The organism is Actinopolymorpha sp. NPDC004070, from assembly GCF_040610475.1.
GTDB lineage: Bacteria > Actinomycetota > Actinomycetes > Propionibacteriales > Actinopolymorphaceae > Actinopolymorpha.
In genome coordinates this window covers 87406-109993 of the sequence record NZ_JBEXMJ010000016.1, presented here as the reverse complement: position 1 = coordinate 109993, position 22588 = coordinate 87406, and the positions used below count along the sequence as shown (strand labels likewise).

Here is a 22588-nt window from a genome sequence, read left to right as displayed (position 1 = left end):
CCGCCTCAGGTCGTCGCCGGTGTGAGGGCGATGGCCCGAGCCGTTCGTTCGCTCGCGGTGAGCAGGCCGGTCTCGTCGTAGTGACGCAGCGTGCGAACGGTCACTCCGCTCGCGCGTGCGAGCTCCCCGATGCTCCACCGGGTGGTACCGCGATCTCCGATCACGCCGCCGACGCTGGAACCTGCCGTTACGAGAGGTTCGAGCCGGAACGCCAAACAGCCGATTTACCTGGTCGTTTTACCGTCCCTTTAGAATTACCGCTCCGGGCCCTTGCCCGTCTCGTCCGCCACGACTGGAAGGCTCCATGCCGTGACGCTCACCCGCCGCCCGCCGTACTTCTCGTGGACGACCGTCGTGCCGCTGCTCGCTCTTCTCGCGCTGGCACTCACCTGGGGCCGCTACCTGGCGATCGTGTTCGCGGTGGTGATCGCGGTCGTCCTCGCGGGCGCGGTGCTGTCGGCGGTGCACCACGCGGAGGTCGTGGCGCACCGGGTCGGTGAGCCCTTCGGCTCACTGGTCCTCGCGGTGGCGGTGACCGTGATCGAGGTCGCTCTGATCGTGACCCTGATGGTCTCGGGTGGGCCGGAGACCGCCCAACTGGCCCGGGACACTGTCTTCGCAGCGGTCATGATCACCACCAACGGCGTCGTCGGCATCTCCCTGCTGGTCGCCGCGCTGCGCTACGGAACGACGCGGTTCAACGCCGAGGGCAGTGGAGCCGCGCTCGCGACCGTGGCGACCCTGGCGGCCCTGAGCCTGGTGCTGCCGGCCTTCACCCTGGGTGCGCCCGGCCCGGCCTTCTCCACCGACCAGCTCGTCTTCGCGGCGATCATGTCGCTCCTGCTGTACGGGATGTTCGTACTGACCCAGACCGTTCGGCACCGCGACTTCTTCCTGCCCGTGCAGCACGACAACGATCCGGTCGCCGGACGTGGGGACGCACCCACCTCCGAGTCAGCCGAGGTCGATCCGGCCGGTGAGGTCGATCCGGTCGGCGACGTCGAGGAGAGCGCCGACGCCGAGGAGAGCGTCGACGCCGGCGCACACGCCGCTCCCCCGACCGCCCGAGCCGCGTTGACGAGCCTCGGACTGCTGCTGGTGGCGCTCGTCGCGGTGGTGGGACTGGCCAAGGTCGAGTCGCCGTCGATCGAGGCGGCCGTCAAGGCGATCGGATTCCCGCAGTCGTTCGTCGGTGTGGTGATCGCGTTGCTCGTCCTGCTGCCGGAGACCATCGCCGCCGTACGCGCCGCCGGGCGGCAGCGCACGCAGATCAGCCTCAACCTCGCGTATGGCTCGGCGATGGCGAGCATCGGGCTCACGATCCCGGCGATCGCGGTGGCCTCGATCTGGCTGAAGGGACCGCTCCACCTCGGACTCGGGGCCACCCAGCTCGTCTTCCTGGCGCTCACCGTGGTGGTCAGCGTTCTCACGGTGGTGCCCGGCAGGGCGACCCGGCTGCAGGGCGGTGTCCACCTCGTATTGCTGGTCGCGTTCCTCTTCCTCGCGGTCAGCCCCTGACGTCTCACCTTCGAGGGCGATCAGGTGGGTACGGAGGAGTGAGCGCGGCCGGCCCGCTGCCTGCCGTACTCGCGCCAGGTCAACCAGACGACGAACGCGTCGAAGATCGTCAGCAGCGCGAGTCCGATCGTCGGATGGAGCGCGATCCGGTAGAGCTGATAGCCGATGAACGCCAGCAGGAACACGATTGTCCAGGGGTACGCCCACAACTGGTTGCGCAGCAGTGCCACGACGAGGACGACTTTCACCGCACCGTGCAGGAGAAGGTAGACCGCGCCGAACCACACCGTCGACTGGTGAAGACCGGCCGTCAGATGCAGCAGATGGGTGGCCACGAAGTCGTGTGGGTCCTCGGAGATCTCGTGCTGGGTCAGGGTGACGACCAGATGGTTGAGAGTGGCAGGCGACACCGCCAGCAGCAGGGCCCCGCCGATCAGTTCCAGCAGGCCGTCCAGGCCCTTGAGGATGATCCCGACCTCGAAGGTGCGGTCCAGCAGGTCTCCTGGCTTGAACCACGCCATGTCGCCACCTGCCGATCGCGCTGCCGTTCTGCCGGACTCTCCTTCTCCTGCACGCTAGTAGGCCGCCCTGGGAGATCGCTGCACGGCCGCCGGATGCCCCGTTTGGGACCAGCATTCCGGAGGTCCTTGTCGTCGGCGCCCGGGACCGCGACCTCGTGCCAGGTTTTCGTCCACAGATGGCGGATCGGCGTGTTTTCGGGTCGCGTTGTGGACAACGGGCGAGCTGTCGGTGGCAGCCGGTAGAGTTCGAACATGTATTCGACGACGCAGGACCTTCCCGGCGCAGGCGGCAGTGGTGCCGCTGCCCGGTTGAGGGCTGCGGTCGCCATGTTCCGCGCCGGGCTCGACGAAGCCCTGGCCACTCCCACCGGCTGCCTGGACGCCGGTGACCTCGGTGAGCTGATCGGCGAACTGACCGTCGAGGAATCCCGGGCGGCCGCGCTGAAACTGTCCTGGGTTCGCCAGGCCGAGGCCCGCGACATCGGCAAGACCACGGGTGCGGCGACCACGGCGGCCTGGCTGCGCAACTCCCAGCGGATGGGGAAGAAGGATTCCTACGCCACCGTCGCCCTGGCCCGGGACCTGGACCGGACGGTGACCCTCACCGCGCGGGCACTCGCTCGGGGTGAACTGTCGTACCGGCACGCGCAAGTGATCGCGGGCGCGATCAAGGACCTGCCCAAGTGGATCAGCCTCGAACAACGCGTCAAGGCCGAGGAGTACCTGATCGCGGAGTCCAAGCGGCGTAACCCCGACGACGTACGCCTGCTCGGCCGGGCGTTGCTGCACTACCTGGCACCGGAGGAATCCGAACGCCGCCTCGGTAAAGAACTCGACGATGCCGAACGCGCCGCAGAACGCTCCCGCTCCCTGCGGTATGCGCCGAACGGTACCCCCGGGTCGGAGACGGTGGTGATCAAGCTGCCGGTGCTGGAGATGGAACAACTCCGCAAGATCATCGAAGCACTGGTTGCCCGTGACACCCGCCCCGAGCCCGACGACCGTCCCCTGGACCAAAAACGCGGCGACGCGTTCGCGGAGTTGGTCGCCAGGTGGGCTGAATGGGAAGCCTCGCCCAACCGCGGCCGAGGACGCGACTGCGTCACCGTCCTGATCGATCTGAAGAACCTGATGAACGGCGTGGGGTACGGCACGATCGACGACCTCAACCCAGTCCGCCCCATGCCGTGCGGCTGCCAGACCCCCGACGCCCAACGCCAAGCCCAACGCAAAGCCCGGCGCCAGGCCGAGGGCCAGCCCCAGGACGAGAACACCAAGCGCACCGAGGGTTCTGAGGCGGGACAGTCCGGGCCAGACACGAGCCGCCGCGCCACCGAAGAGGTCAAGCCTGCCAGCTCCAAGCCCACCAAGCAGACCGACGACGCCGGCGGCGCCCGGGACACCGATCCGAGCGACAAGACCGAGCCCAGCGACAACGCCGAGCCCAGCGCGAGCACCGAAGCCACGGCGGGAACCGCTTCGCAACCCGAGGTTGACGACGAGGTCAGCGACCCGGACCTGGGGAACGGCCCCGGCGAGACAACCCGTCCGGCCGACCCCGGCGACCCACACATGGGCGCCGATCTGGCCGAGACGACCGGCCTGCACGGGACGACGGGTGCGGCCGGCCCCGACGACGTACGCGGACCCGATGCCCAGAAGACGACGACCGGCCGGAACGGCCAACCAGACAGGGAGAAACCACCACCGGATACCGCGCGCCTTGCGGACCGGGTACCCGAACCGCGAGCACCCGGGCAGCACTCACAACCGAACACCGCCACCGGAACGGCCCCCGAGACCGGAACTGACCCCGACGCCGGAAGGGAAGCTGGAACGGGTCTCGGAGCCGACCCGGAAACAGATACCGGACCCGAGGACTGGGACCTCGGGGCACAAGACGACGACGACACCAAACTGCAGGAGAGTGCGGCGGGGCCGGAGGCTGCCATCGACCCGCACGACGGCTGCAGCAAGTGCGGCGGTGGCGGCTCGGCCAGGATCCTCGGGCTACGCGGCGAGCCGATCTCGGTCGCCACGATCCGGCGGATGGCCTGCGACGCGAACATCATCCCCGTGGTGCTCGGCGGCAACGGCGAAGTCCTCGACGTCGGAATGGCCGACCGCTTCTTCACCGAAGCACAACGCCGCGCACTCGCCGTCCGCGACGGATCCCACTGCCACTTCCCCGAATGCCAGGTCCCCGAACGCCGCTGCGTCGCCCACCACATGAACCCCTGGGACGACTTCGGCCCAACCGATGTGGCTAACGGAGTTCTCCTGTGCAAGAGCCATCACACCTTCGTCCACCACCGAGGCTGGACGGTCCGCATGGGCGCACACGGCCACCCCGAATACATCCCGCCGGAGTGGGTGGACCCGCAGCAGAAGGTGCAACGACCGTGACGGAGCCATTGCCCGCCCGGACGGCAGGCCGCAGGCCTACGTCACAGCGATGATGGACGCGTCCTTCACACGACCCATCTGGAGGACGACGATGCCGATCGTTCCGTGCGGTTGCCGTCGCCGGTCCGTCGGTGAGCCCGGATTGAAGATCCGTACGCCGTCCTCAGTCTGCGTCAAGGGGATGTGCGAGTGCCCGAACACCACGAGGTCCGCGTCCGGAAACCGCCGCCGCATCCGCGCCATCCGACCGGTGGCCTGCCCGCTGTCGTGCACCATCGCCACCCGAACACCGGCCAGGGTGATCTCGACGACCTCCGGCACGCCCGAACCCCAATCGGCTACCTCGGGTCCGTCGTTGTTGCCGCACACCGCGTACACCGGCGCGAAAGCCGCGAGCTCGTCGAGCACTTCCGGGGTGCACACGTCACCGGCGTGCAGGATCACGTCTGCCGTCCGCAGGTGCTCGGCCACCCGCGGCGGGCAGGACTTCCACCGTCGCGGCGCATGAGTGTCCGACAGCACGACTACTCGCATGCCTTCATGATGTCCTACCTCGGTCCAGCGGAGGCGAGGCGCGGCGGTGCCGTGGCAGTCTGGGCGGATGGCGTCGCACGGGACGAGTCATACGGTCGACTGGGTGGAGAGCCGGTGGGGCAAGGATGCCGTTGCCCGGGTCGTTCGCCGTACACCCATCACCCATGGCTACTCGTCGCAGTCGGTGGAGCGGCTGGACCTGCTGGTCGAGGTAGGAGACGGCTCGACAGCCGACCTGGCCGTGCTGCGCAAACACGCCACCGCGGCCGAGGTCACCGCGTTGCGCGCCCTTCGAGACGTAACCGATACGAGGGCGCCCGCGCTTCCGGAGTTGCTGGCAGACGGGAACGACGCCGCGGGCCCGTGGGTGGTCCTGCCGTTCTATTCCGGCAGCACACTTGCGTCGGAGGCCGAGGTGTGCGACGACGTCCTCCAATCCCTGGCCGTAATGCACGTTCGTCATGTCAACGTCACCTTGCCGAACCTCCCGGTGGTCGACCGGACGTGGTGGGACAACGGGTTCCGGCACGTCGACAGGCGCCTTTCCGAGCTGCTTCCCACCGCGTCCGAGCCGGCGCCACTGCACGAGGCGCTCGACCTGGTTCGGCGCGTGCGAGGTGAGCCCCTGCTGGTTCGTACGCCTGAGCGGCTCTCCCGCACCCTGGTCCACGGAGACATCCACGCGAACAACATCCTCGCCGGGCCCGCCGGATCGAAGATCATCGACTGGGGAGCCGCCACGCTCGGCCCCGCGATGCTGGACCTGGCCAACCTCGTATCTCCTGACAGCCCACGGTTCGAGGTCTACGCCGACGCGTGGGAAGCCTCCGCGGGCCGGGCACTGGATCCGCGGCTGGTGAACGTCGAGTACCAATGGGCCACCGCCTGCGTCAACATCAAGTACCTCGGCTTCGCAGCTCACCACCTCGGGGGCGACGCCGTGCGCGACATGCTCGAGCGGGCACAACGTGCCCTGGACGCCCTGGCTCGCTCAGGGGCATAGGCATATGGGCGCACCCACGCTTGTCGCGGTCAGCGGGCCGTCCGGTGGATACGGCAAGACGACTCTCGCGCACGAACTCGCCGGCGCACTGGGTTGCCCGGCGATCTGCCGCGACGAAATCAAGGAGGGCATGGTGCACGCCAACCCCGGCTTCCGTCCGGGGCCCGGCGATCCGCTCACCAGACGTACGTTGCCGACGTTCTTCGGCGTACTGGAACTCCTGCTCCGCTCAGGCACGACAGTGGTCGCTGAGGCGGCCTTCCAGGATCGGCTGTGGCGGCCCGGCCTCGAGCTGCTGACGAGCCTCGCGCACCTTCGGATCATCCGCTGCTCTGTTGCTCCCGATGTCGCCCGCGTTCGAAACACCAGACGCTACGCCGTCAACCCCGTACGGAAGGCCGCCCACACGACGACCGCAGGCAATCGACGGACCTCGGGGCAGGCCGACGACTTCGCTGCGATCTCCCTCCCCATGCCCACGCTGGTGGTCGACACCTCCGACGGCTACGACCCGCCACTGCCCGAGATCGTGAACTTCGTGAACGACGGTCACGTGCGATAACCGGTGGCGGCGAGTCTGCGCCGAGAGTACGACTGGCAAGTCCGACGACTACTTCACTGCGAGGCGTCCACCATGGACGGGAGACGTTCACCATGCCGCTGACGCTCATGCTCACCGGACCGGCAGGATCGGGGAAATCAACCGCGGCCGCCGCGTGGGCCGCTCGGGGCACGTCACCCCGGGCAGTGATCGACGCAGATGGCCTGCGCTCGCTGATCCGTGCCGGTGCGGCCCACCCTGAGCACGGTTGGACCGATGAACCCAACGTCAGTGGGACGTCGCCATGGACCTGTGGAAGGCCATGGTGCGCATCTACCGGGAACACCGGATCGACTGCGTGGTGGACATCTACGCACCACCGTGTCCACCAGAGCCGGGCGACACCTCCCTGGCGGACTTCGACATCCGGCAGGTGATCCTCCTACCCAGCCTCGACGTATGTCTGGAGCGCAATCGTCTCCGGAATCGTCAGCCCATCCTTAAGGCCGAGGACCTGCGGGGAAACTACGAGGACTTCGCCTGGTGCGTGGCGCGATTCCGCCCGGCCCACGTCATTGACAACAGCACCTTGACAGTGGACGAGACCGTCGCCGCGATCGAGGCCGTGGTCACCAACCGACAAGCCTCGACCTGAGCGCCTCGGCCTGCGCGGCGGTCAGGCCGCCGAGCCGGAGGTACGAGTCAACTCCTCCGTACCGGCTGTCCATGTGGTCAAGCGCCGACCGCATCGACTCGGGGCGAGCCGAGAACGCCTCGGCGAGCTGGGCACGTTCGAGCGGGTCCTCCACCAGCAGGACCAGTTCGGCGAGATGGGCGCGCATACGGTCGTCCAGGGCCGCGTAGTCGGCCACCACGACATCCGCTGGGACGCCCACCAGGCTCAACGTCAAAGCGACCACCATGCCCGACCGGTCCTTGCCGGCATGGCAGTGCACGACCACACCGCCCGGGGGTGCGTCCGCGACGGCGGCGACAGCCGCGGCAAGCAGGTCGGGGTTCTGGTCGAGCATCTCCGCGTACTGGCGCTCCATCGGCCACGCCGGATCGTACGGATCACCGTCCCTGGCGAGCGGGCAGTTCAGGAGCAGCGACTCACCAGCGAACGGCGACGGAAAGTCCGTGCACTCCTGGGCCGTGCGCACGTCCACGATCCGGGTCACGCCCGCGGCGCGCACCGCGTCGACTCCCGCAGTGGTCAGCCGGGTCAGATTGTCCGAGCGAATCAGTGCGCGGGACCTGATCCGGCTGCCGTCCCGGGTGGGCAGACCGCCGAGGTCGCGAGCGTTCAGGCAGTCGGGCCACTCCAACGGTGCGCGCTTCGAGCCGGTCATCTGCACCACTCCCCTCCGAGTACCGTGATCATCCACTGATCGCCGACGCAGGAGGTCTCGTGGGTCGACTCTGGCCAGGCTTCTCCCCTGGCGACTATCCGGTCGCGGTGTACGACGGCGAGCACACCTGGCTGTTTCGGCACCCGAGCCCGCCGGTGGGGTTTCACCCGGACCCGCGAGCAGACGGCGCCCTTGTCTTCACCGGTCGCCACCCGGCGGTGGTGGCCAGTCCGCGACCGAACTCGGCGGCGTGCCCACGGCGACGGTACTCCGAGGCGACCGCGACGACCTGGACGTACAGGCGGAGATCGCGCACGAGACCTTCCATCTCTTCTGCCGGCAGCGCCACCCCGGCTGGTTCGTGGACGAGTCGGCCGCGCTGACCTACCCCGTCGAGGACGCGGACGTGCTCACGCTGCGCCGCCTGGAGGCCGAGGCCCTCCACCGAGCGCTGGCCACTGCTCTGTCCACCTCGGGCGCCGGCACCATGGAGACCGCGGCCGGCTGGGCGATGACCGCCCTGACCGTCCGCGGGGAACGCCGGGAGACTCTCACGGACGCAGCCGCGCAGTACGAGCGTGACCTGGAGCGTTGCGAGGGCCTCGCGTACTACGTGGAGGGCCGGGCCGCCGGCCGCCCACGGTGCCTGCGACCGTTGACCGAGACGGTACGTCCGGACGAGATCCGGCGTGCCGCCTACGCGACCGGCGAGGCGATCGCGCTACTCCTCGACCGGTTCGCGTCCGGCTGGCAGACGACGCTGGAGGCCGGCGACGAGTCGTACCCCGACGACCTGCTCCGGGCCGCCCTCACCGACACCACGCCGAGGCAGTTCGGCGCCGACCACCGACCGGCAGTCGCCGCACGCGCACGCGAGGCCGTCGCGGCGCTGCGGGAGGAACGTCGTTCCTGCCGTCAGGTCGTCCTTGGCCGCGACGACAAGGTGGTGCTCACCGCTACCGGGAAGCCCTTGCAAGTAAGGGGATTCGACCCGATGAACCTTCGGCACCTCGGCGGAGGCGACGTCCTGCACACCCACCACCTGAAGATCGCCGGCGAGGAATTCGAACTCGAACTTTTCGACTGCCAGGCGCTGACCGAGGGCGCCGGTGACCACCCGCTGTTCGACGGCCTCCGCCGCGTTACGTTCACCAGCAGAGGCAGCGACGGCAGCGACGCTACCGTTCCCTGACGTCCTCGCTGTTGGTCATCACCGGCCCGGCCCAGCGCAGATCCGGCTGGTTGACCACGATCGCCTCCTGAGTCGTACGCGCGATGACGACCAGGGCCTCCTGCTCCGGGTCGGGGTTCTCCTCCCGGTGCGGGACGTACGGCGGCACGTAGATGTACTCCCCCGGCCCGGTCACGATCCGCACCTCCCGCGGCTCGGGCCCCTCCAGGTCGAGGAAGACGAACTCCGGCCGTCCGCTCACCACGAAGATCGCCGTCTCGGAGTGCCCGTGGTGGTGGTTCTCCGACGCGGTCGACGGCGCGACATGCGTCTGGCCCATCCACAACCGACGGGACCCGACCGACTTGCCGCTGATCGCCTCCACCCGCCGCATTCCGGCGCTCTGCGCGGTCGCCTCGGACAGTCCGGCCGGCGCGACGTGATGCAGCATCCGGTGGAACGGGTCGTCCGGGATCGGCGGGACATCTGGCTGGCTCATGTGCGTACTCCCTGCTCTGCAACGAAGTCCGGGATGTCCAGCCGCTCGCCGTTCCGCAGTGCCGACTCGTGCCCACAGATGCCGGGCGCGGTCCACGCCGCAGCCGTCAGCGAGTCGACCACCGGCGTACGGGACTCCACGATGCTGGTCACGAACTCGTGCACCAGGTGTGGGTGGGAACCACCGTGCGCGCTGCCTACCCGCACCGCCGGCGCACCGTCGCCGGGGTCGAAGGTCGTGGGCCGGACGAACGGCGCCAGTTCCGGCGGCAGCAGGTCCGGTCGGTCCGGCGGGTGCACGGTGGACGCCGAGGCGCTGCGGCCGCGGCCACCCGGTCCGTCAGCGCCGCCGAGCGGCTCCAACCTGAACACCCGCAGCCCGTCGTCCTCGTTCAGCTGCGGCCACTCCACTCCCGCCTCGTGCCCGTACACCGAGAAGCCCTCGTAGTAGGTACGCCCGGTCTGAAAGAACGACACCGTGACCTCGGCGGCCAGATCGTCCTTGTCCAGTTGGAAGAGCGCCGTCTCCACCGGGAAGGGGTTGCCGAAGTCGCCGCGCCGGTCCGGGGTCAGCCGTCCCGAGCCGAGCCCGATGGCGGTCCGCACCCGCGCGCCGGCCAGTGCCAGCAGGGGCGACAGCGCGTGGGTGGAGTACGTCATCGGCGGGTAGCCGTACCAGTAGCGCGGGAAGCCGTCGAGGTTCTGGATGTGCGCGCCGCGCAGGAACGTCAGCGCACCGAGATCACCGCGCTGGTAGAGGTCGCGGACGTGGAAGAACTCCCGCCCGAAGACCATCGTCTCCATCATCATGTACGTACGACCAGACGATCGCTGCGCGGACAGCACCCGGCGAATCCCGTCCAGCGTCGTGGCCATCGGCACCGCGGACGCGCAGTGCCGGCCGCTGTCGAGCACCGCGACGCTCTGGTCGACGTGGAAGCGAACCGGGCTGGCGACGTGCACCGCATCGAAACGGTCGGAGGCCAGCAACGCGTCCAGGCTGTCGAACCGGTCACGGACGCCGTAGCGGTCCGCGACCGCGTGCAGGGTGTCCTTGTCGATGTCGCAGAGCGCCACCCGGCCCACGTCCGGATGGCTGCGGTACAGCGGCAGGAACTCCCCGCCGAACCTCCCGCCCACCACCGCCACGTCGATCGTCACCGGGCACCCACCTCCGTGCTGTCGACCGCGTCCGACGGTACGCGCAGGACCAGGAACGGGGTCTCGCACCGCAGCTCGAACCCGAGTGAGGTGTAGAGCCGCACGGCCGAGGCGTTGTCGGCCGCCGAGTGCAGGAACGCCGTCTGCCCGTCGGCCCGGATGCTCGCGGCAACGGCGCGGACCAGCCGGCCGGCCAGACCCTGGCCGCGGTACGCGCCGTCGGTGCACACCGCGCTGATCTCGGCCCACCCGGGCGGATGCACCCGGGTGCCGGCCATGGCCACCAGCCGGCCGCCGCGACGGATACCGAGGTAGCCGCCGAACTCGATGGTGCGCTTGCGGAACGGTCCCGGCTGCGTCCTCTCCACCAGGTCGAGGATCTCCGGTACGTCGTCGGCGCCCAGCGGCTCGGCCTCCTCGTCCACACGGTAGTCGACCCGGGTCGCGACGAACTGGACACCGTCGAGTCGCAGCACCACGTCCCAGCCCTCCGGCGGGACGACGTGCCCACCGGACAGGGTCACGGTCGACCCGGCACCGGCCAGCCGGGCAAGGTCGGCCCAGTCGGCCGCCGACGGCTGGTCGGGCAGCCCGGCGAACGGCGAGACATCAGGTTGGTACCGAACGGCCCGTCCGACGCTCTCGGCCAGGTGCGCGTGCGGCCCGGTCAGGGCCGCGTACACCGGATTGTCCAGTGGATGCGCGCCCGTCATCGAAACGCCGCGGTCATCGGGGACCTCCAAATACCGCAAGTCCTAGGTGTTCGCCCCACGTCGGGTCAGCCTAACCACGCCCACCCACCCGGTCGTACGGGAGGGCGACCGCGCCGGCACTCCTCGCGACCGGCGCTCGGGAGAACGGCCCGAACCGCCGTCCACGACTCGGGACAGCCCGGTTTAACGACAATTCCGAGCGGAATAGTAGGGATTATGACCACACTCACAGACCTGACCACGGGCCAGACCACCGACCGTCCCGACGCGATCGACGCGACGACCGGTTACGAACACATCGAAGTACGCCCGACCTCAGGGACCATCGGCGCCGTGATCGGCGGGGTGCGCGTCGGCGGGGACGTGGACCCGGCCACCGTGGCCGAGATCCGGCGGGCGCTCCTGGCGCACAGGGTGGTCTTCTTCCGCGACCAGCACCAACTGGACGACTCCGGACAACGGGCGTTCGCGCAGCTGCTCGGCACACCGACGAAGCCGCATCCCACGGTGGCCGGAGACGGCGACGCGGTGCTGCCGATCGACTCCGACTACAGCAAGGCGAACAGCTGGCACACCGACGTGACGTTCGTCGACCGGGTTCCCGCGATCAGCCTGCTGCGCGCGCTGGTCCTTCCGCCGTACGGCGGATCGACGGTCTGGGCCAACACCGTCCGGGCGTACGACATCCTGCATCCCGCTGTGCAGGCACTCGCCGACCGGCTGTGGGCCGTGCACTCCAACCTCTACGACTACGCGGCCGAGCGCGACGAGCGGCGAATCGGCGGCATCGACGTAAAGCAACAGGAGTACCGCTCGGAGTTCGGGCACGAGGAGTTCGAGACCGAGCACCCTGTCGTGCGGGTCCACCCAGAGACGGGCGAACGGTCCCTGCTGCTCGGCCACTTCGTCCGCCGGTTCGTGGGCCTGAGCACTCGGGACTCCCGTGAGCTGTTCGAACTCCTGCAGCGGTACGTCACCCGGCTGGACAACACCGTCCGGTGGAACTGGCGGCCCGGTGACCTGGTGATCTGGGACAACCGCGCGACCCAGCACTACGCGGTCGACGACTACGACGACCACCCCCGGCTGCTGCACCGGATCACGCTGGCCGGTGACGTTCCGGTCAGCGTGGACGGCGTGCGCAGTGCCGTACGCAAGGGTGACGCCTCGCACTACTCCGACGTGCCGGCCTGACGGACGGGCCGGTCCCGGAGCGGTCAGGTGAACAGCGCCTGGCCGACGTACTCACCTCGGCGTACCCCGGGCGGGACAGCGAACAGCGCTGAGCCCCGGTGCTGGAGGTACTCCATCAGGCCGTCCTGTGCCGCCAGCCTGGCCTGCATCGGGATGTAGTGGGTGCCGGGATCGCGGACGTACGCCACGAAGAACAGGCCCGCGTCGAGGCGACCGAGCGCGTCGTTGCCGTCGGTGAAGTTGTAGCCGCGCCGCAGCATGCGTACGCCGTCGTTCTGGCTGGGATGCGCGAGCCGGACGTGGGAGTCGGCTGCCAACAGCGGCTTGCCGTCCGATCCCGTGAGCTTGAAGTCGGGTGGGCTGAACTCCTTCCCACCCGACAGTGGTGCACCCTCAGCCCGGTCCCGGCCGACGAGATTCTCCTGCTCCCGCAGGGATGTACGATCCCAGGTCTCGATGTTCATGTTGATCCGCCGGGCCACGAGGTAGGAGCCGCCGGCGAGCCAGCGTGCCCTCGGGTCGTCGTCGGCCCCCACCCACACGTGCTCGTCGACCAGCCGCTCCTCCTCGGCCTTGAGGTTGGCGGTTCCGTCCTTGAAGCCGAACAGGTTGCGGGGCGTCTGCTGAGCCGTCGACGTGGACGACGTACGGCCGAAACCGAGCTGGGACCAGCGCAACGCGGCGGTGCCGAACGCGATCCTGGACAGGTTCCGGATCGCGTGTACCGCGACCTGCGGGTCGTCCGCGCACGCCTGCACGCACAGATCCCCGTCGCTGCGGTCCGGGTCGAGCTTGTCCTTGGGGAAGTGCGGAAGCCTCCGCAGCGACCGGGGCCGCCGGCCGTCGATCCCGAACCGGTCCTTCCCCTCGGCGTCGCGGAAGAGGGACGGCCCGAAGCCGAACGTCAGGGTCAGCCGCGAGGGCGGCAGGCCCAGCGCTTCACCGGTGTCGGACGGAGGCGCCTCGTACACAACCGGCGTACCGCCGCCGACCTCGCGGCCCTGGGTCAACAGGGCAGCGGCCACGGTCCACTCCCGCAGCAGCGCGACGAGTTCGGCCCGGGTGGTCGCGGTGACGTCGAACGCCGCGAAGTGCAGCCGGTCCTGGGCGGGCGTGACGATGCCGGCCTGGTGGGCGCCGTGGAACGGATAGCGGTCGACCGGGCGGTCCGACGACCGCGCCCGGTCGGCGGCATCCGGCTCGGCGGCATGTGCGACCCCGAGTCCGCCGGCGAACCCGGCGGCGCCCACGGCCGCACCCGCGCCGGCCAGGCCGAAGAGCCGACGCCGGCTCACGCCGTTCCGCGGGGATTCCTGAGCGGAGTCCTGGCCGGAGTCCTGAGCGGGTTCCCGGGTGGAGTCCTGGGTGGAGTGATCGGTCATGGTCGTCACACCAGGACGGTCGCGGTGAGGCGGGACAGCGGCTCGGCCAGTGCGTTCACCGAGTCCGACAGCTGCTTGACCTGCGTCTTGGACAGGTCGGTGTAGGAGACGAATCCGTCGCCCCGGCGGTACTGGTCGAGGTCCTTCTGCAGGGCGGCGAAGCGCTGCTCGATCACCTTGCCCAGCGCGGGGTCCTTCTTGTTCACCACGGGGCGCAGGGAGTCGAAGGCGAACCGGGCTCCCTCGACGTTGGCCTGGAAGTCGTACAGGTCGGTGTGCGACCAGATCTCCTCCTCACCGGTGACCTTGCCGGTGGCCACCTCGTCCAGGAGTTCCTTGGCGCCGTTGGCCATCTGGTCCGGCTGGTACTTCAGGGTCGCGACGCGCCGGTGCAGGTCGCGGGTGTCGGTGAGGAGCTGGTCGGCGTACTTCGCCCGGTCGGTGTCGGTGAGCCGCTTGGCGGCCGGCGCGCCGGCCGGCCACCACAGGTCCTTCTCCAGCAGGTGCCAGCCGGTCCAGGTCTGCCCCTCCTCGAGGTCCGCCTCGCGCAGGTCCATCTTCGGGTCGAGGTCACCGAAGGACTCCGCGACCGGCTCGATCCGCTCCCAGTGCGCGCGCACCGGCGCGTAGAGCTCGCGGGCCCGGTCGAAGCGGCCCGCCTTGTAGGCGGTCACGAACTGCTTCGTACCGCTGAGCAGCTTGTCCACCTCGCCGGTGACGTACGCCCGGTAGCGACCGGCCGCCTGGTCGAGCAGCCGCTGGTCGGCGCCGGCGTTCGCCGTGCCCGAGCCGGTGACGGTGAACCGCCCCCGGATGCCGTCGCCGGACATGCCGGGCTTGCAGGCCGTGGTGTAGGTGCCGGGCTGGGCGCGTACGACCAACTGGCGGGTGAGCCCCGGGCCGATGTTCTCGACCTCGCCGGCGATCGTCTTCCCGTCCGCGCGGTAGAGGTAGAACTCGGTGACCTTGCTGCCGTCGTTCGTCACGTCGAACACCAGCGTCCCCGACGGCGCCTTGGTGGTGGACACCGCGCACGTGTCGTCGGTGGCGGAGACGGCGATGCCACCCTTGGTGCGCCCGCCGTCGCTCTTGTCGTCCGACGTACGCGGCTCGTTCGACGTGCAGCCCGCCGCCGCGAGCAGGACGGTCGTCGCGGCGAGCGCACAGAGAACGCCGGAGGCTGCCGGATGTTTCGGGAAGCGCATGGGCCGGGTGGTCCTTCGGGTCTGGATCGGGGGCCGACGAGGTGGTCGAGCCGGCGGTCAGCCGGCGCTCGACGTCGGCGACGCGGGCGCGGACGGTGCGGCGGCGGTGGAGGGCCGGGTGTTCTGGCGGATCAGGCGGAAGAACACGTACATCACCGGGACCACGTAGGCGACCCAGACGACGGCCTCCAGCCAGGTGGTGGCGGGTGAGAAATTGAACGTCCCCTTGAGCAGCGTGCCGAGCCACGAGGTCGGGGCGATCGTGCCGCTGACGTCGAAGGCCAGGCTGTTCAGCCCGGGCAGGACCCGGGCCTCCTGCAGGTCGTGAACACCGTAGGCGACCACCCCCGCCGCGACCAGGATCAGGAACGCACCGGTCCAGGTGAAGAACTTGGAGAGGTTGAGCCGGAGCGCTCCGCGGTAGATGAGGTAACCCAGGACCACCGCGGTGAGGATCCCGAGCGCCGCGCCGGCGAGCGGGGCCACGGTGGAGGTGGTTCCCTGAGCGGTCCGGGTGGCTGCCTGGGTGGCTGCCCACAGGAACAGCGCGGTCTCCAGGCCCTCTCGTCCGACCGCGAGCATGGCGACGACGACCAGGCTCGCCCGGCCGCCGTCGGCCGCACGGTCGATCTGGCCGCGAAGCTCCGAGGACAGTCCGCGCGCCGAGCGCGCCATCCAGAACACCATCCAGGTCACGAACCCGACGGCGACGATGGACAGCGAACCGCCGATCGCCTCCTGCGCCTCGAAGCTCAGGCCGCGGGGGCCGAAGGTGAGCAGCGCGCCGAACGCCAGCGAGACGCCGACGGCGACCGCCACCCCGGCCCAGATCCGCGGGACGAGGCGGCGCCGATCGGACCTCACGAGGTAGGCGACCAGGATGACCACGACCAGGGAGGCCTCGAGCCCCTCACGCAGTCCGATCAGGTAGTTCGCCAGCATTCGTCCACTCCGAAACGACCGGGGCTTTTTGACAGGTGACCCCTTTTCCCAAGGGAAGGCTAGCCTAACTTGCGAGTGAGTCGCCAACGCCGGTCGCGAGCCGGCCACCGCCCCCTCTCCACCCGTCGCGAGTCACCTCGGCGTGACGGTCCGGCTCCACCAAGTGCTCGTCGGCGGACCCGCGGCCCATCTCCCCCAACCCGTCGCGACCTCGGGACCTTCGGCCCTGTGCCGGTGAGGAGATGGTCAGGTGGTGTGGAGATCGCACCGTGAAGACATCCCCGTGCCGGGGGCCGAAGGGCTCCCAACGGTCGAGGAACGCACCCCCAGACACCCCGGAGATCGCGTTGACCACTCGCGCAACAGGCTCTCGGCGCAAAGCCACCAGCTCGAACCCCCCGAAAGGCAGCAACGGCGGCGGCTGCGCCCGAGACGCGGAGGATGTCGCCCTCGACCGCCTGCTGGCGGCGATGGAGGACCTTCGGGACGGCAACTTCCGGCGCCGGGTCACCGTGGGCGGCGACAACGAGGTGACCGCCAAGCTCGCCGCGGCGTTCAACGAGATCGCCGAGCGCAACCAGGACCTGGTCGGCGAGCTGATGCGGGTACGCGAGGCCGCGGGCCGGGAGGGCCAGTTCACCGAACGCGTACGCCTGGACGACATGCCCGGTGGCTGGTCGATCGCCGGAAACCTGGTGAACGACACCATCGACGACCTGCTGCAGCCGACGGCGGAACTCAGCCGGGTGCTCGGCGCGGTGGCCGACGGTGACCTTAGCCAGCGGGTCTCCTTCCACGCCACCAGGGCGCCGGCCGGTGGCGAACTGGACTCGCTCAGCAGGACGGTCAACGGTCTGCTCGACCAGTTGTCGATGTTCGCCTCTGAGGTCACCCGGGTGGCCACAGAGATCGGCATCGAGGGTCGGCTGGGTGGTCAGGCGCAGGTGCCCGGTGCCACGGGCACCTGGAAGGACCTCACCGACTCGCTGAACTCCATGATCGCGAACGTCACCGCGCAGGTGCGCGACGTCTCCCAGGCGGCGAAGGCGGTGGCCCGCGGTGACCTCAGCCAGAAGATCTCGGTGGACGTGTCGGGCGAGGTGCTGGAGCTGAAGTTCACGTTCAACACGATGGTCGATCAACTGTCCTCGTTCGCCGACGAGGTGACCCGCGTTGCCCGCGAGGTCGGCACCGATGGGCGCCTCGGCGGGCAGGCGCAGGTACCAGGAGTCGCGGGGACGTGGCGCGACCTCACCGACTCGGTGAACTTCATGGCGGAGAACCTCACCGGCCAGGTCCGCAACATCGCCCAGGTCGCCACCGCCGTCGCCCGCGGCGACCTCAGCCAGAGGATCGACGTCGACGCACGAGGTGAGATCTCCGCCCTGAAGAACACCATCAACACGATGGTCGACCAACTGTCCTCCTTCGCCGACGAGGTGACCCGCGTTGCCCGCGAGGTCGGCAGTGACGGACGACTGGGCGGGCAGGCGCAGGTACCAGGAGTCGCGGGGACGTGGCGCGACCTCACCGACTCGGTGAACTTCATGGCGGAGAACCTCACCGGCCAGGTCCGCAACATCGCCCAGGTCGCCACCGCCGTCGCCCGCGGCGACCTCAGCCAGAAGATCGACGTCGACGCACGAGGCGAGATCTCCGCCCTGAAGAACACCATCAACACGATGGTCGACCAACTGTCCTCCTTCGCCGACGAAGTAACGCGGGTCGCCCGGGAAGTCGGCAGTGACGGACGACTGGGCGGGCAGGCGCAGGTACCAGGAGTCGCGGGGACGTGGCGCGACCTCACCGACTCGGTGAACTTCATGGCGGAGAACCTCACCGCCCAGGTGCGAAGCATCGCGCAGGTCACCACCGCGGTCGCCCGCGGCGACCTCAGCCAGAAGATCGACGTCGACGCACGAGGCGAGATCTCCGCCCTGAAGAACACCATCAACACGATGGTCGACCAGCTCTCCTCCTTCGCCGACGAAGTGACCCGCGTCGCCCGCGAGGTCGGCACCGACGGGCGACTCGGCGGCCAGGCACAGGTGCCGGGTGTGGCGGGCACGTGGAAGGACCTCACCGACAACGTCAACATCATGGCGGAGAACCTCACCGCCCAGGTGCGAAGCATCGCGCAGGTCACCACCGCCGTCGCCCGCGGCGACCTCAGCCAGAAGATCGACGTCGACGCACGAGGCGAGATCTCCGCCCTGAAGAACACCATCAACACGATGGTCGACCAGCTGTCGTCGTTCGCCGACGAAGTGACCCGCGTGGCACGCGAGGTCGGCACCGACGGACGACTCGGCGGCCAGGCACGGGTCCGCGGTGTGGCGGGTACGTGGAAGGACCTGACCGACAACGTCAACATCATGGCGGAGAACCTCACCGCCCAGGTGCGCAGCATCGCCACCGTGGCAACCGCCGTCGCCGGTGGTGACCTGAGCAAGAAGATCACCGTCGAGGCCAAGGGCGAGGTCGCCGCACTGGCCGAGACCATCAACGGAATGGTCGACACGCTGCGTGCGTTCGCCGACGAGGTGACGCGCGTGGCGCGCGAGGTCGGCACCGAGGGAACGCTGGGTGGGCAGGCACGGGTGCCCAACGTCGCCGGCACGTGGAAGGACCTCACCGACAACACGAACTTCATGGCGAACAACCTGACCAGCCAGGTGCGCAACATCGCCCAGGTCACCACCGCGGTCGCCCGGGGCGACCTGAGCAAGAAGATCGACGTCGACGCGCGCGGGGAGATCCTCGAGCTGAAGAACACCATCAACACGATGGTCGACCAGCTGTCGGCGTTCGCCTCGGAGGTCACCCGCGTCGCCCGCGAGGTCGGTACGGAAGGAAAGCTGGGCGGGCAGGCCGAGGTCGTCGGGGTGTCCGGCACCTGGCAGCGGCTGACCGAGAGCGTCAACCACCTGGCCGGGAACCTCACCTCCCAGGTGCGCGCGATCGCCGCCGTCGCCACCGCCGTCACCGAAGGCGACCTGACCCGGCAGATCACCGTGGATGCCTCCGGTGAGGTCGCCGAGCTCAAGGGCAACATCAACCAGATGATCGCCAACCTGCGCGAGACCACCACCTCCAACCTCGAACAGGACTGGCTGAAGACCAACCTGGCAAGGATTTCCGGCCTGATGCAGGGATGCCACGACCTGAAGGCGCTGGCGTCGCTGATCATGAGCGAGCTCGCCCCGCTGGTGTCCGCGCAGTACGGCTCGTTCTACCTCGCCACCAGCGACCTCGACGCCGACGTGATTCTCGAACGCACCGCCGGGTACGGCTCGATCCCCACCGACCTGGTGGACGCGCCGCCCGCGAGGTTCTGCCTGGGCGAGTCGCTGGTCGGGCAGGCCGCCGCGGACAAGCGGACGATCGTGATGGCCGGCGCGTCCAGCTACGCCCGCATCTCCACCGGCCTAGGCACGGTCATGCCGTCCAACGTCATCCTCGTGCCGGTGCTGTTCGAGGGGCAGACGCTCGGCGTGATCGAGCTCGCCTCGGTGAAGGACTTCACGGCAGTGCACCGGGATCTGCTGGAGCAGCTGAAGGAAACCATCGGCGTCAACGTCAACACGATCGTGGCGAACTCGCGTACGGAGGCGTCGCTCGCGCAGTCCCAGCGGCTCGCGCAGGAGCTGCAGGCCCGGTCCGAACAACTCCAGCAACAGCAGGAGGAACTGCAGCGCTCCAACATCGAACTCGCCGAGAAGGCAGCCCTGCTGGCCAGCCAGAACCGCGACATCGAGATCAAGAACATCGCCATCGAGCAGGCCAGTCAGGAGCTGGAGGAACGCGCCCGTCAACTCTCGCTTGCGTCGACGTACAAGTCGGAGTTCCTGGCGAACATGTCGCACGAGTTGCGTACGCCGTTGAACAGCGTGCTGATCCTGGCCAAGCTGCTGGCCAGCGACCTGCACGGAAACCTGACGGCCCAGCAGATCGAGTTCGCCCGGACGATCTACTCCGCGGGTACCGACCTGCTGCAGATGATCGACGACGTTCTCGACCTGGCCAAGGTGGAGGCCGGCCGGATGGAGATGCTCGTCGTACCGGTGACGGTGGAGGACCTCGTCGGTTACGTGGACTCGCTGTACCGGCCGATGGCCGCGGAGAAGGGACTCGACTTCTCGGTGACGGTGTCCCCCATGGTCCCGGCCACCCTGCAGACCGACCGGCACCGGCTGCAGCAGATCCTGCGCAACCTGCTGTCCAACGCCGTGAAGTTCACCCACAGCGGCGGAGTCCAGCTGCACATCCGGCTGGTCGGCCAGTCCGAGGTGAACAGTCCGTCGCTGCAGGCCGCGCACTCCCGGGTGGCGTTCGTCGTCGAGGACACCGGGATCGGCGTCGCCGCGGACAAGCTCGCGCTCATCTTCGAGGCGTTCCAGCAGGCTGACGGCACGACCAGCCGGAAGTACGGCGGGACCGGTCTCGGCCTGTCCATCAGCCGTGAGCTGGCCCGCCTGCTGGGCGGCGAACTCCAGGTCTTCAGCGAGGCCGGCCGAGGGAGCACGTTCACCCTCGTGCTGCCCATGGGGGAAAAGATCGCGCTGACGGACCAGACCTCCCCGGGATCGCAGGCGATGCGGGGTACGCCGACGTCAGGTGCCGCGATCCCGGCGACCAGGCCACCCGGGCCGGCGATCCCCGGCGGCACGAAGGTCCCCGAGACGAGGTCGTCGGAGCCCAGGAAGTCCGACGCGGAATCCTCGCGGCTGGAAGCAGCCCAGAAGGAAGCAGCCCAGAAGGAAGCAGCTCAGAAGGAAGCAGCAGCGGAGAAGGAGGCGACCGAGACGGCAGCCACCGCCTCGGCAGCCACCGAGATGGGAACTGGCGAGATGGGAGCCGCCGACAAGGAGAACGCCGAGGCGGCGGGCGGCGAGCCGACGTCCTCGGGCGCGCAGTCGCCGGAGTCCTGGACACCCGGCGCCGAGCGGCAGGAGGAAGAGCCGGCCGGCACACCGGACGGGCGGATGCACGATGGCACTGGCCACAACGGCTCCGGTGAGTACCTGTCGCCCTCACCTTCCGCCCATGCCGCGTACGCCGGAAACGCACCGCGGCCGGGCTCGGCGGAGGAGGCTCGCTGGCGGCACTTCCGTACGTTCGAGGGCGAACACATCCTCGTGGTCGACGACGACCCGCGCTACATCTACGCACTGGCCACCGCCCTGGAACAGCACGGCCTGAACCCCCTCTGCGTCGAGAACGGCGTGGAGGCGGTCCGCATGCTGGAACAGGACACCGACGTCGACCTGGTGCTGATGGACGTGATGATGCCGGGCTTGGACGGCAACGCGACCATGACGACGATCCGGAAGATCCCGAAGTACCGCGAGCTGCCGATCCTCGCGGTCACCGCCAAGGCCATGAAGGGTGACCGGGAGCAGAGCCTCTCGGCCGGTGCCACCGACTACGTCACCAAGCCGGTGGACATCGACCAGCTGCTCCACCTGATCGCGTCGTACCTGCCGCCGGGCAGGGTGCCGCAGCAGAACCATCCGGACCGGTCGTAGGGCGGCGCCAGAGCCGCCAGGGCGGCGACGAACTGCCGCTGGTCGTCCGCGGGGGCGACGTCGGCGACGGCCCGCCAGTTGCCGTCGCATCGGCCCACTCCCCACGGTGTGCGCTGTGTGCGCTCGAACGCGAGCGCCGGCCGTCCGGTCAGTGCCCGGCGGCCAGGATCGACGGCGCCGGCTCGGACACCGCGGCCACGGCGTCGGCCACGGTGAGGTCCACCAAAGACGTGCACGCCGGGTCGGCGCACTCGCAGTCGAAGGTCCGTACGACAGTCGCCGGGTCGGCCGGCACCTCGGGCCGGGTCAGCGGCCCGGCATGCTGCGTGACCAGCGCGTCGTTGCCGTACCGGACGAGAGCGCGGCGTTCGTCGACTCCGTCGGCCGTGGGGCCCTCGGCGAGCGCCGACGCGAAGACGGCCTCCACCTCGGCGAGGGTCTCCTCCTCGGTCAGGTCGTCCACGACGAGCGTGGTGGCCGCAGAGTTCGCCAGCGTCGCGGTCAGCCGGTCCCAGGTCTGCAGGTAGTACGCCGGTACGCCCTCCGGATGCCGCCGGCGCAGGCGTTCGCGCTGGACCTCCCGTGACGGCATCAGCCACACCGCCCGACCGGGGGTCGACACCATCTCCGGGCTGATCGGGCCGCCCTCCGCCACCACCAGCGGGGTCGCGGGCAACGCGCGCAGGTCGTCGAGGATCATCGGCGCGCGGTCGTAGACGTTGTGGGCCGGCCCGCGGTCGGGCACGGGAACGCCGGCGACACGCGCCCGCTCGCGATGGATCCAGGTACGGCTGTCGGAGTTGTACCAGCGAAGACCGTGCCGCCGCGCCAGCCGACGGGCCACGGTCGTCTTGCCCGCGCCCGCCGGACCACCGATCCACAGCACGTTCGAAAGCTTCATCCGTCCATCATCCGCCCG

The 22588-nt window shown here is 69.4% G+C and carries 19 protein-coding genes; 8 read left to right on the top strand and 11 right to left on the bottom strand.

Features of this window, described 5'->3' with window-relative positions; all coding sequences use genetic code 11:
• Positions 1-5: 5 nt before the first annotated feature.
• On the bottom strand, positions 6-164 hold the full coding sequence (locus tag ABZV93_RS25470; protein WP_354940658.1) for a MerR family DNA-binding transcriptional regulator: 159 nt from the start codon (positions 162-164) through the stop codon (positions 6-8).
• A 145-nt stretch (positions 165-309) separates the two neighbouring features.
• Here ABZV93_RS25470 and ABZV93_RS25465 point away from each other — a divergent pair, with 145 nt between their 5' ends.
• A complete protein-coding gene (locus ABZV93_RS25465) occupies positions 310-1518 on the top strand; it encodes an ionic transporter y4hA (protein ID WP_354940657.1) in 1209 nt (402 codons plus the stop codon).
• Between the two features lie 20 nt (positions 1519-1538).
• Here the strand turns inward: ABZV93_RS25465 and ABZV93_RS25460 are convergent, their stop codons facing one another.
• On the bottom strand, positions 1539-2039 hold the full coding sequence (locus ABZV93_RS25460) for a DUF2127 domain-containing protein (RefSeq protein WP_354940654.1): 501 nt from the start codon (positions 2037-2039) through the stop codon (positions 1539-1541).
• A gap of 252 nt (positions 2040-2291) precedes the next feature.
• On the opposite strand from ABZV93_RS25460, the gene ABZV93_RS25455 reads away from it, so the two are divergent.
• Positions 2292-4445, top strand: a complete 2154-nt coding sequence (locus tag ABZV93_RS25455) for a DUF222 domain-containing protein (protein ID WP_354940651.1) — start codon at positions 2292-2294, stop codon at positions 4443-4445.
• A 36-nt stretch (positions 4446-4481) separates the two neighbouring features.
• Here ABZV93_RS25455 and ABZV93_RS25450 read toward each other — a convergent pair whose 3' ends face one another.
• On the bottom strand, positions 4482-4979 hold the full coding sequence (locus tag ABZV93_RS25450) for a metallophosphoesterase family protein (protein WP_354940648.1): 498 nt from the start codon (positions 4977-4979) through the stop codon (positions 4482-4484).
• Between the two features lie 67 nt (positions 4980-5046).
• Between ABZV93_RS25450 and ABZV93_RS25445 the strand changes: the two genes are divergently transcribed.
• From ABZV93_RS25445 to ABZV93_RS25435, 3 genes are all read left to right on the top strand, one after another.
• Positions 5047-5982 carry a phosphotransferase gene (locus ABZV93_RS25445; protein WP_354940645.1) on the top strand — a complete coding sequence of 312 codons (936 nt, stop codon included), beginning with the start codon at positions 5047-5049 and terminating at the stop codon, positions 5980-5982.
• A gap of 4 nt (positions 5983-5986) precedes the next feature.
• Complete coding sequence (locus ABZV93_RS25440; protein WP_354940642.1) at positions 5987-6544, top strand: AAA family ATPase; 558 nt, start codon at positions 5987-5989, stop codon at positions 6542-6544.
• Between the two features lie 283 nt (positions 6545-6827).
• Positions 6828-7178, top strand: a complete 351-nt coding sequence (locus tag ABZV93_RS25435) for a hypothetical protein (protein WP_354940639.1) — start codon at positions 6828-6830, stop codon at positions 7176-7178.
• On the opposite strand, the gene ABZV93_RS25430 is transcribed toward ABZV93_RS25435, so the two are convergent.
• Positions 7153-7875, bottom strand: coding sequence for a tyrosine-protein phosphatase (locus ABZV93_RS25430; protein WP_354940636.1), 723 nt, complete (start codon positions 7873-7875; stop codon positions 7153-7155). The two genes, ABZV93_RS25435 and ABZV93_RS25430, sit on opposite strands and share 26 nt — an antisense overlap.
• 250 nt (positions 7876-8125) lie before the next feature.
• Here ABZV93_RS25430 and ABZV93_RS25425 point away from each other — a divergent pair, with 250 nt between their 5' ends.
• Entirely contained in the window at positions 8126-9067 is a 942-nt protein-coding gene (locus ABZV93_RS25425) for a hypothetical protein (RefSeq protein ID WP_354940634.1), read from the top strand.
• Here ABZV93_RS25425 and ABZV93_RS25420 read toward each other — a convergent pair.
• The 3 genes from ABZV93_RS25420 to ABZV93_RS25410 are packed head-to-tail and all read right to left on the bottom strand — an operon-like array spanning position 9054 to position 11418.
• A complete protein-coding gene (locus ABZV93_RS25420) occupies positions 9054-9545 on the bottom strand; it encodes a cupin domain-containing protein (RefSeq protein ID WP_354940631.1) in 492 nt (163 codons plus the stop codon). The genes ABZV93_RS25425 and ABZV93_RS25420 overlap by 14 nt on opposite strands.
• On the bottom strand, positions 9542-10705 hold the full coding sequence (locus tag ABZV93_RS25415; protein WP_354940628.1) for a Gfo/Idh/MocA family oxidoreductase: 1164 nt from the start codon (positions 10703-10705) through the stop codon (positions 9542-9544). The genes ABZV93_RS25420 and ABZV93_RS25415 overlap by 4 nt, the downstream gene beginning before the upstream one ends.
• Positions 10702-11418, bottom strand: coding sequence for a GNAT family N-acetyltransferase (locus ABZV93_RS25410; protein ID WP_354940625.1), 717 nt, complete (start codon positions 11416-11418; stop codon positions 10702-10704). The genes ABZV93_RS25415 and ABZV93_RS25410 overlap by 4 nt, the downstream gene beginning before the upstream one ends.
• A 216-nt stretch (positions 11419-11634) precedes the next feature.
• Here ABZV93_RS25410 and ABZV93_RS25405 point away from each other — a divergent pair, with 216 nt between their 5' ends.
• The gene (locus ABZV93_RS25405) at positions 11635-12612 is read left to right on the top strand and encodes a TauD/TfdA family dioxygenase (protein ID WP_354940622.1); all 978 of its coding nucleotides are present in this window, start codon (positions 11635-11637) and stop codon (positions 12610-12612) included.
• A gap of 23 nt (positions 12613-12635) precedes the next feature.
• Here ABZV93_RS25405 and efeB read toward each other — a convergent pair whose 3' ends face one another.
• From efeB to efeU, 3 genes are read right to left on the bottom strand one after another with little or no spacing between them, the layout of a single operon-like run.
• Positions 12636-13994, bottom strand: a complete 1359-nt coding sequence (gene efeB, locus ABZV93_RS25400) for an iron uptake transporter deferrochelatase/peroxidase subunit (protein WP_354940619.1) — start codon at positions 13992-13994, stop codon at positions 12636-12638.
• 5 nt (positions 13995-13999) lie between these two features.
• Positions 14000-15199, bottom strand: a complete 1200-nt coding sequence (efeO, locus tag ABZV93_RS25395; RefSeq protein ID WP_354940616.1) for an iron uptake system protein EfeO — start codon at positions 15197-15199, stop codon at positions 14000-14002.
• Positions 15200-15256: 57 nt separating this feature from the next.
• Positions 15257-16141, bottom strand: a complete 885-nt coding sequence (gene efeU, locus ABZV93_RS25390; RefSeq protein ID WP_354940613.1) for an iron uptake transporter permease EfeU — start codon at positions 16139-16141, stop codon at positions 15257-15259.
• A 242-nt stretch (positions 16142-16383) separates the two neighbouring features.
• Here efeU and ABZV93_RS25385 point away from each other — a divergent pair, with 242 nt between their 5' ends.
• Entirely contained in the window at positions 16384-21669 is a 5286-nt protein-coding gene (locus ABZV93_RS25385) for a HAMP domain-containing protein (RefSeq protein ID WP_354940610.1), read from the top strand.
• Between the two features lie 148 nt (positions 21670-21817).
• Here ABZV93_RS25385 and ABZV93_RS25380 read toward each other — a convergent pair whose 3' ends face one another.
• On the bottom strand, positions 21818-22570 hold the full coding sequence (locus tag ABZV93_RS25380) for a hypothetical protein (RefSeq protein WP_354940607.1): 753 nt from the start codon (positions 22568-22570) through the stop codon (positions 21818-21820).
• Between the last annotated feature and the right edge of the window lie 18 nt (positions 22571-22588).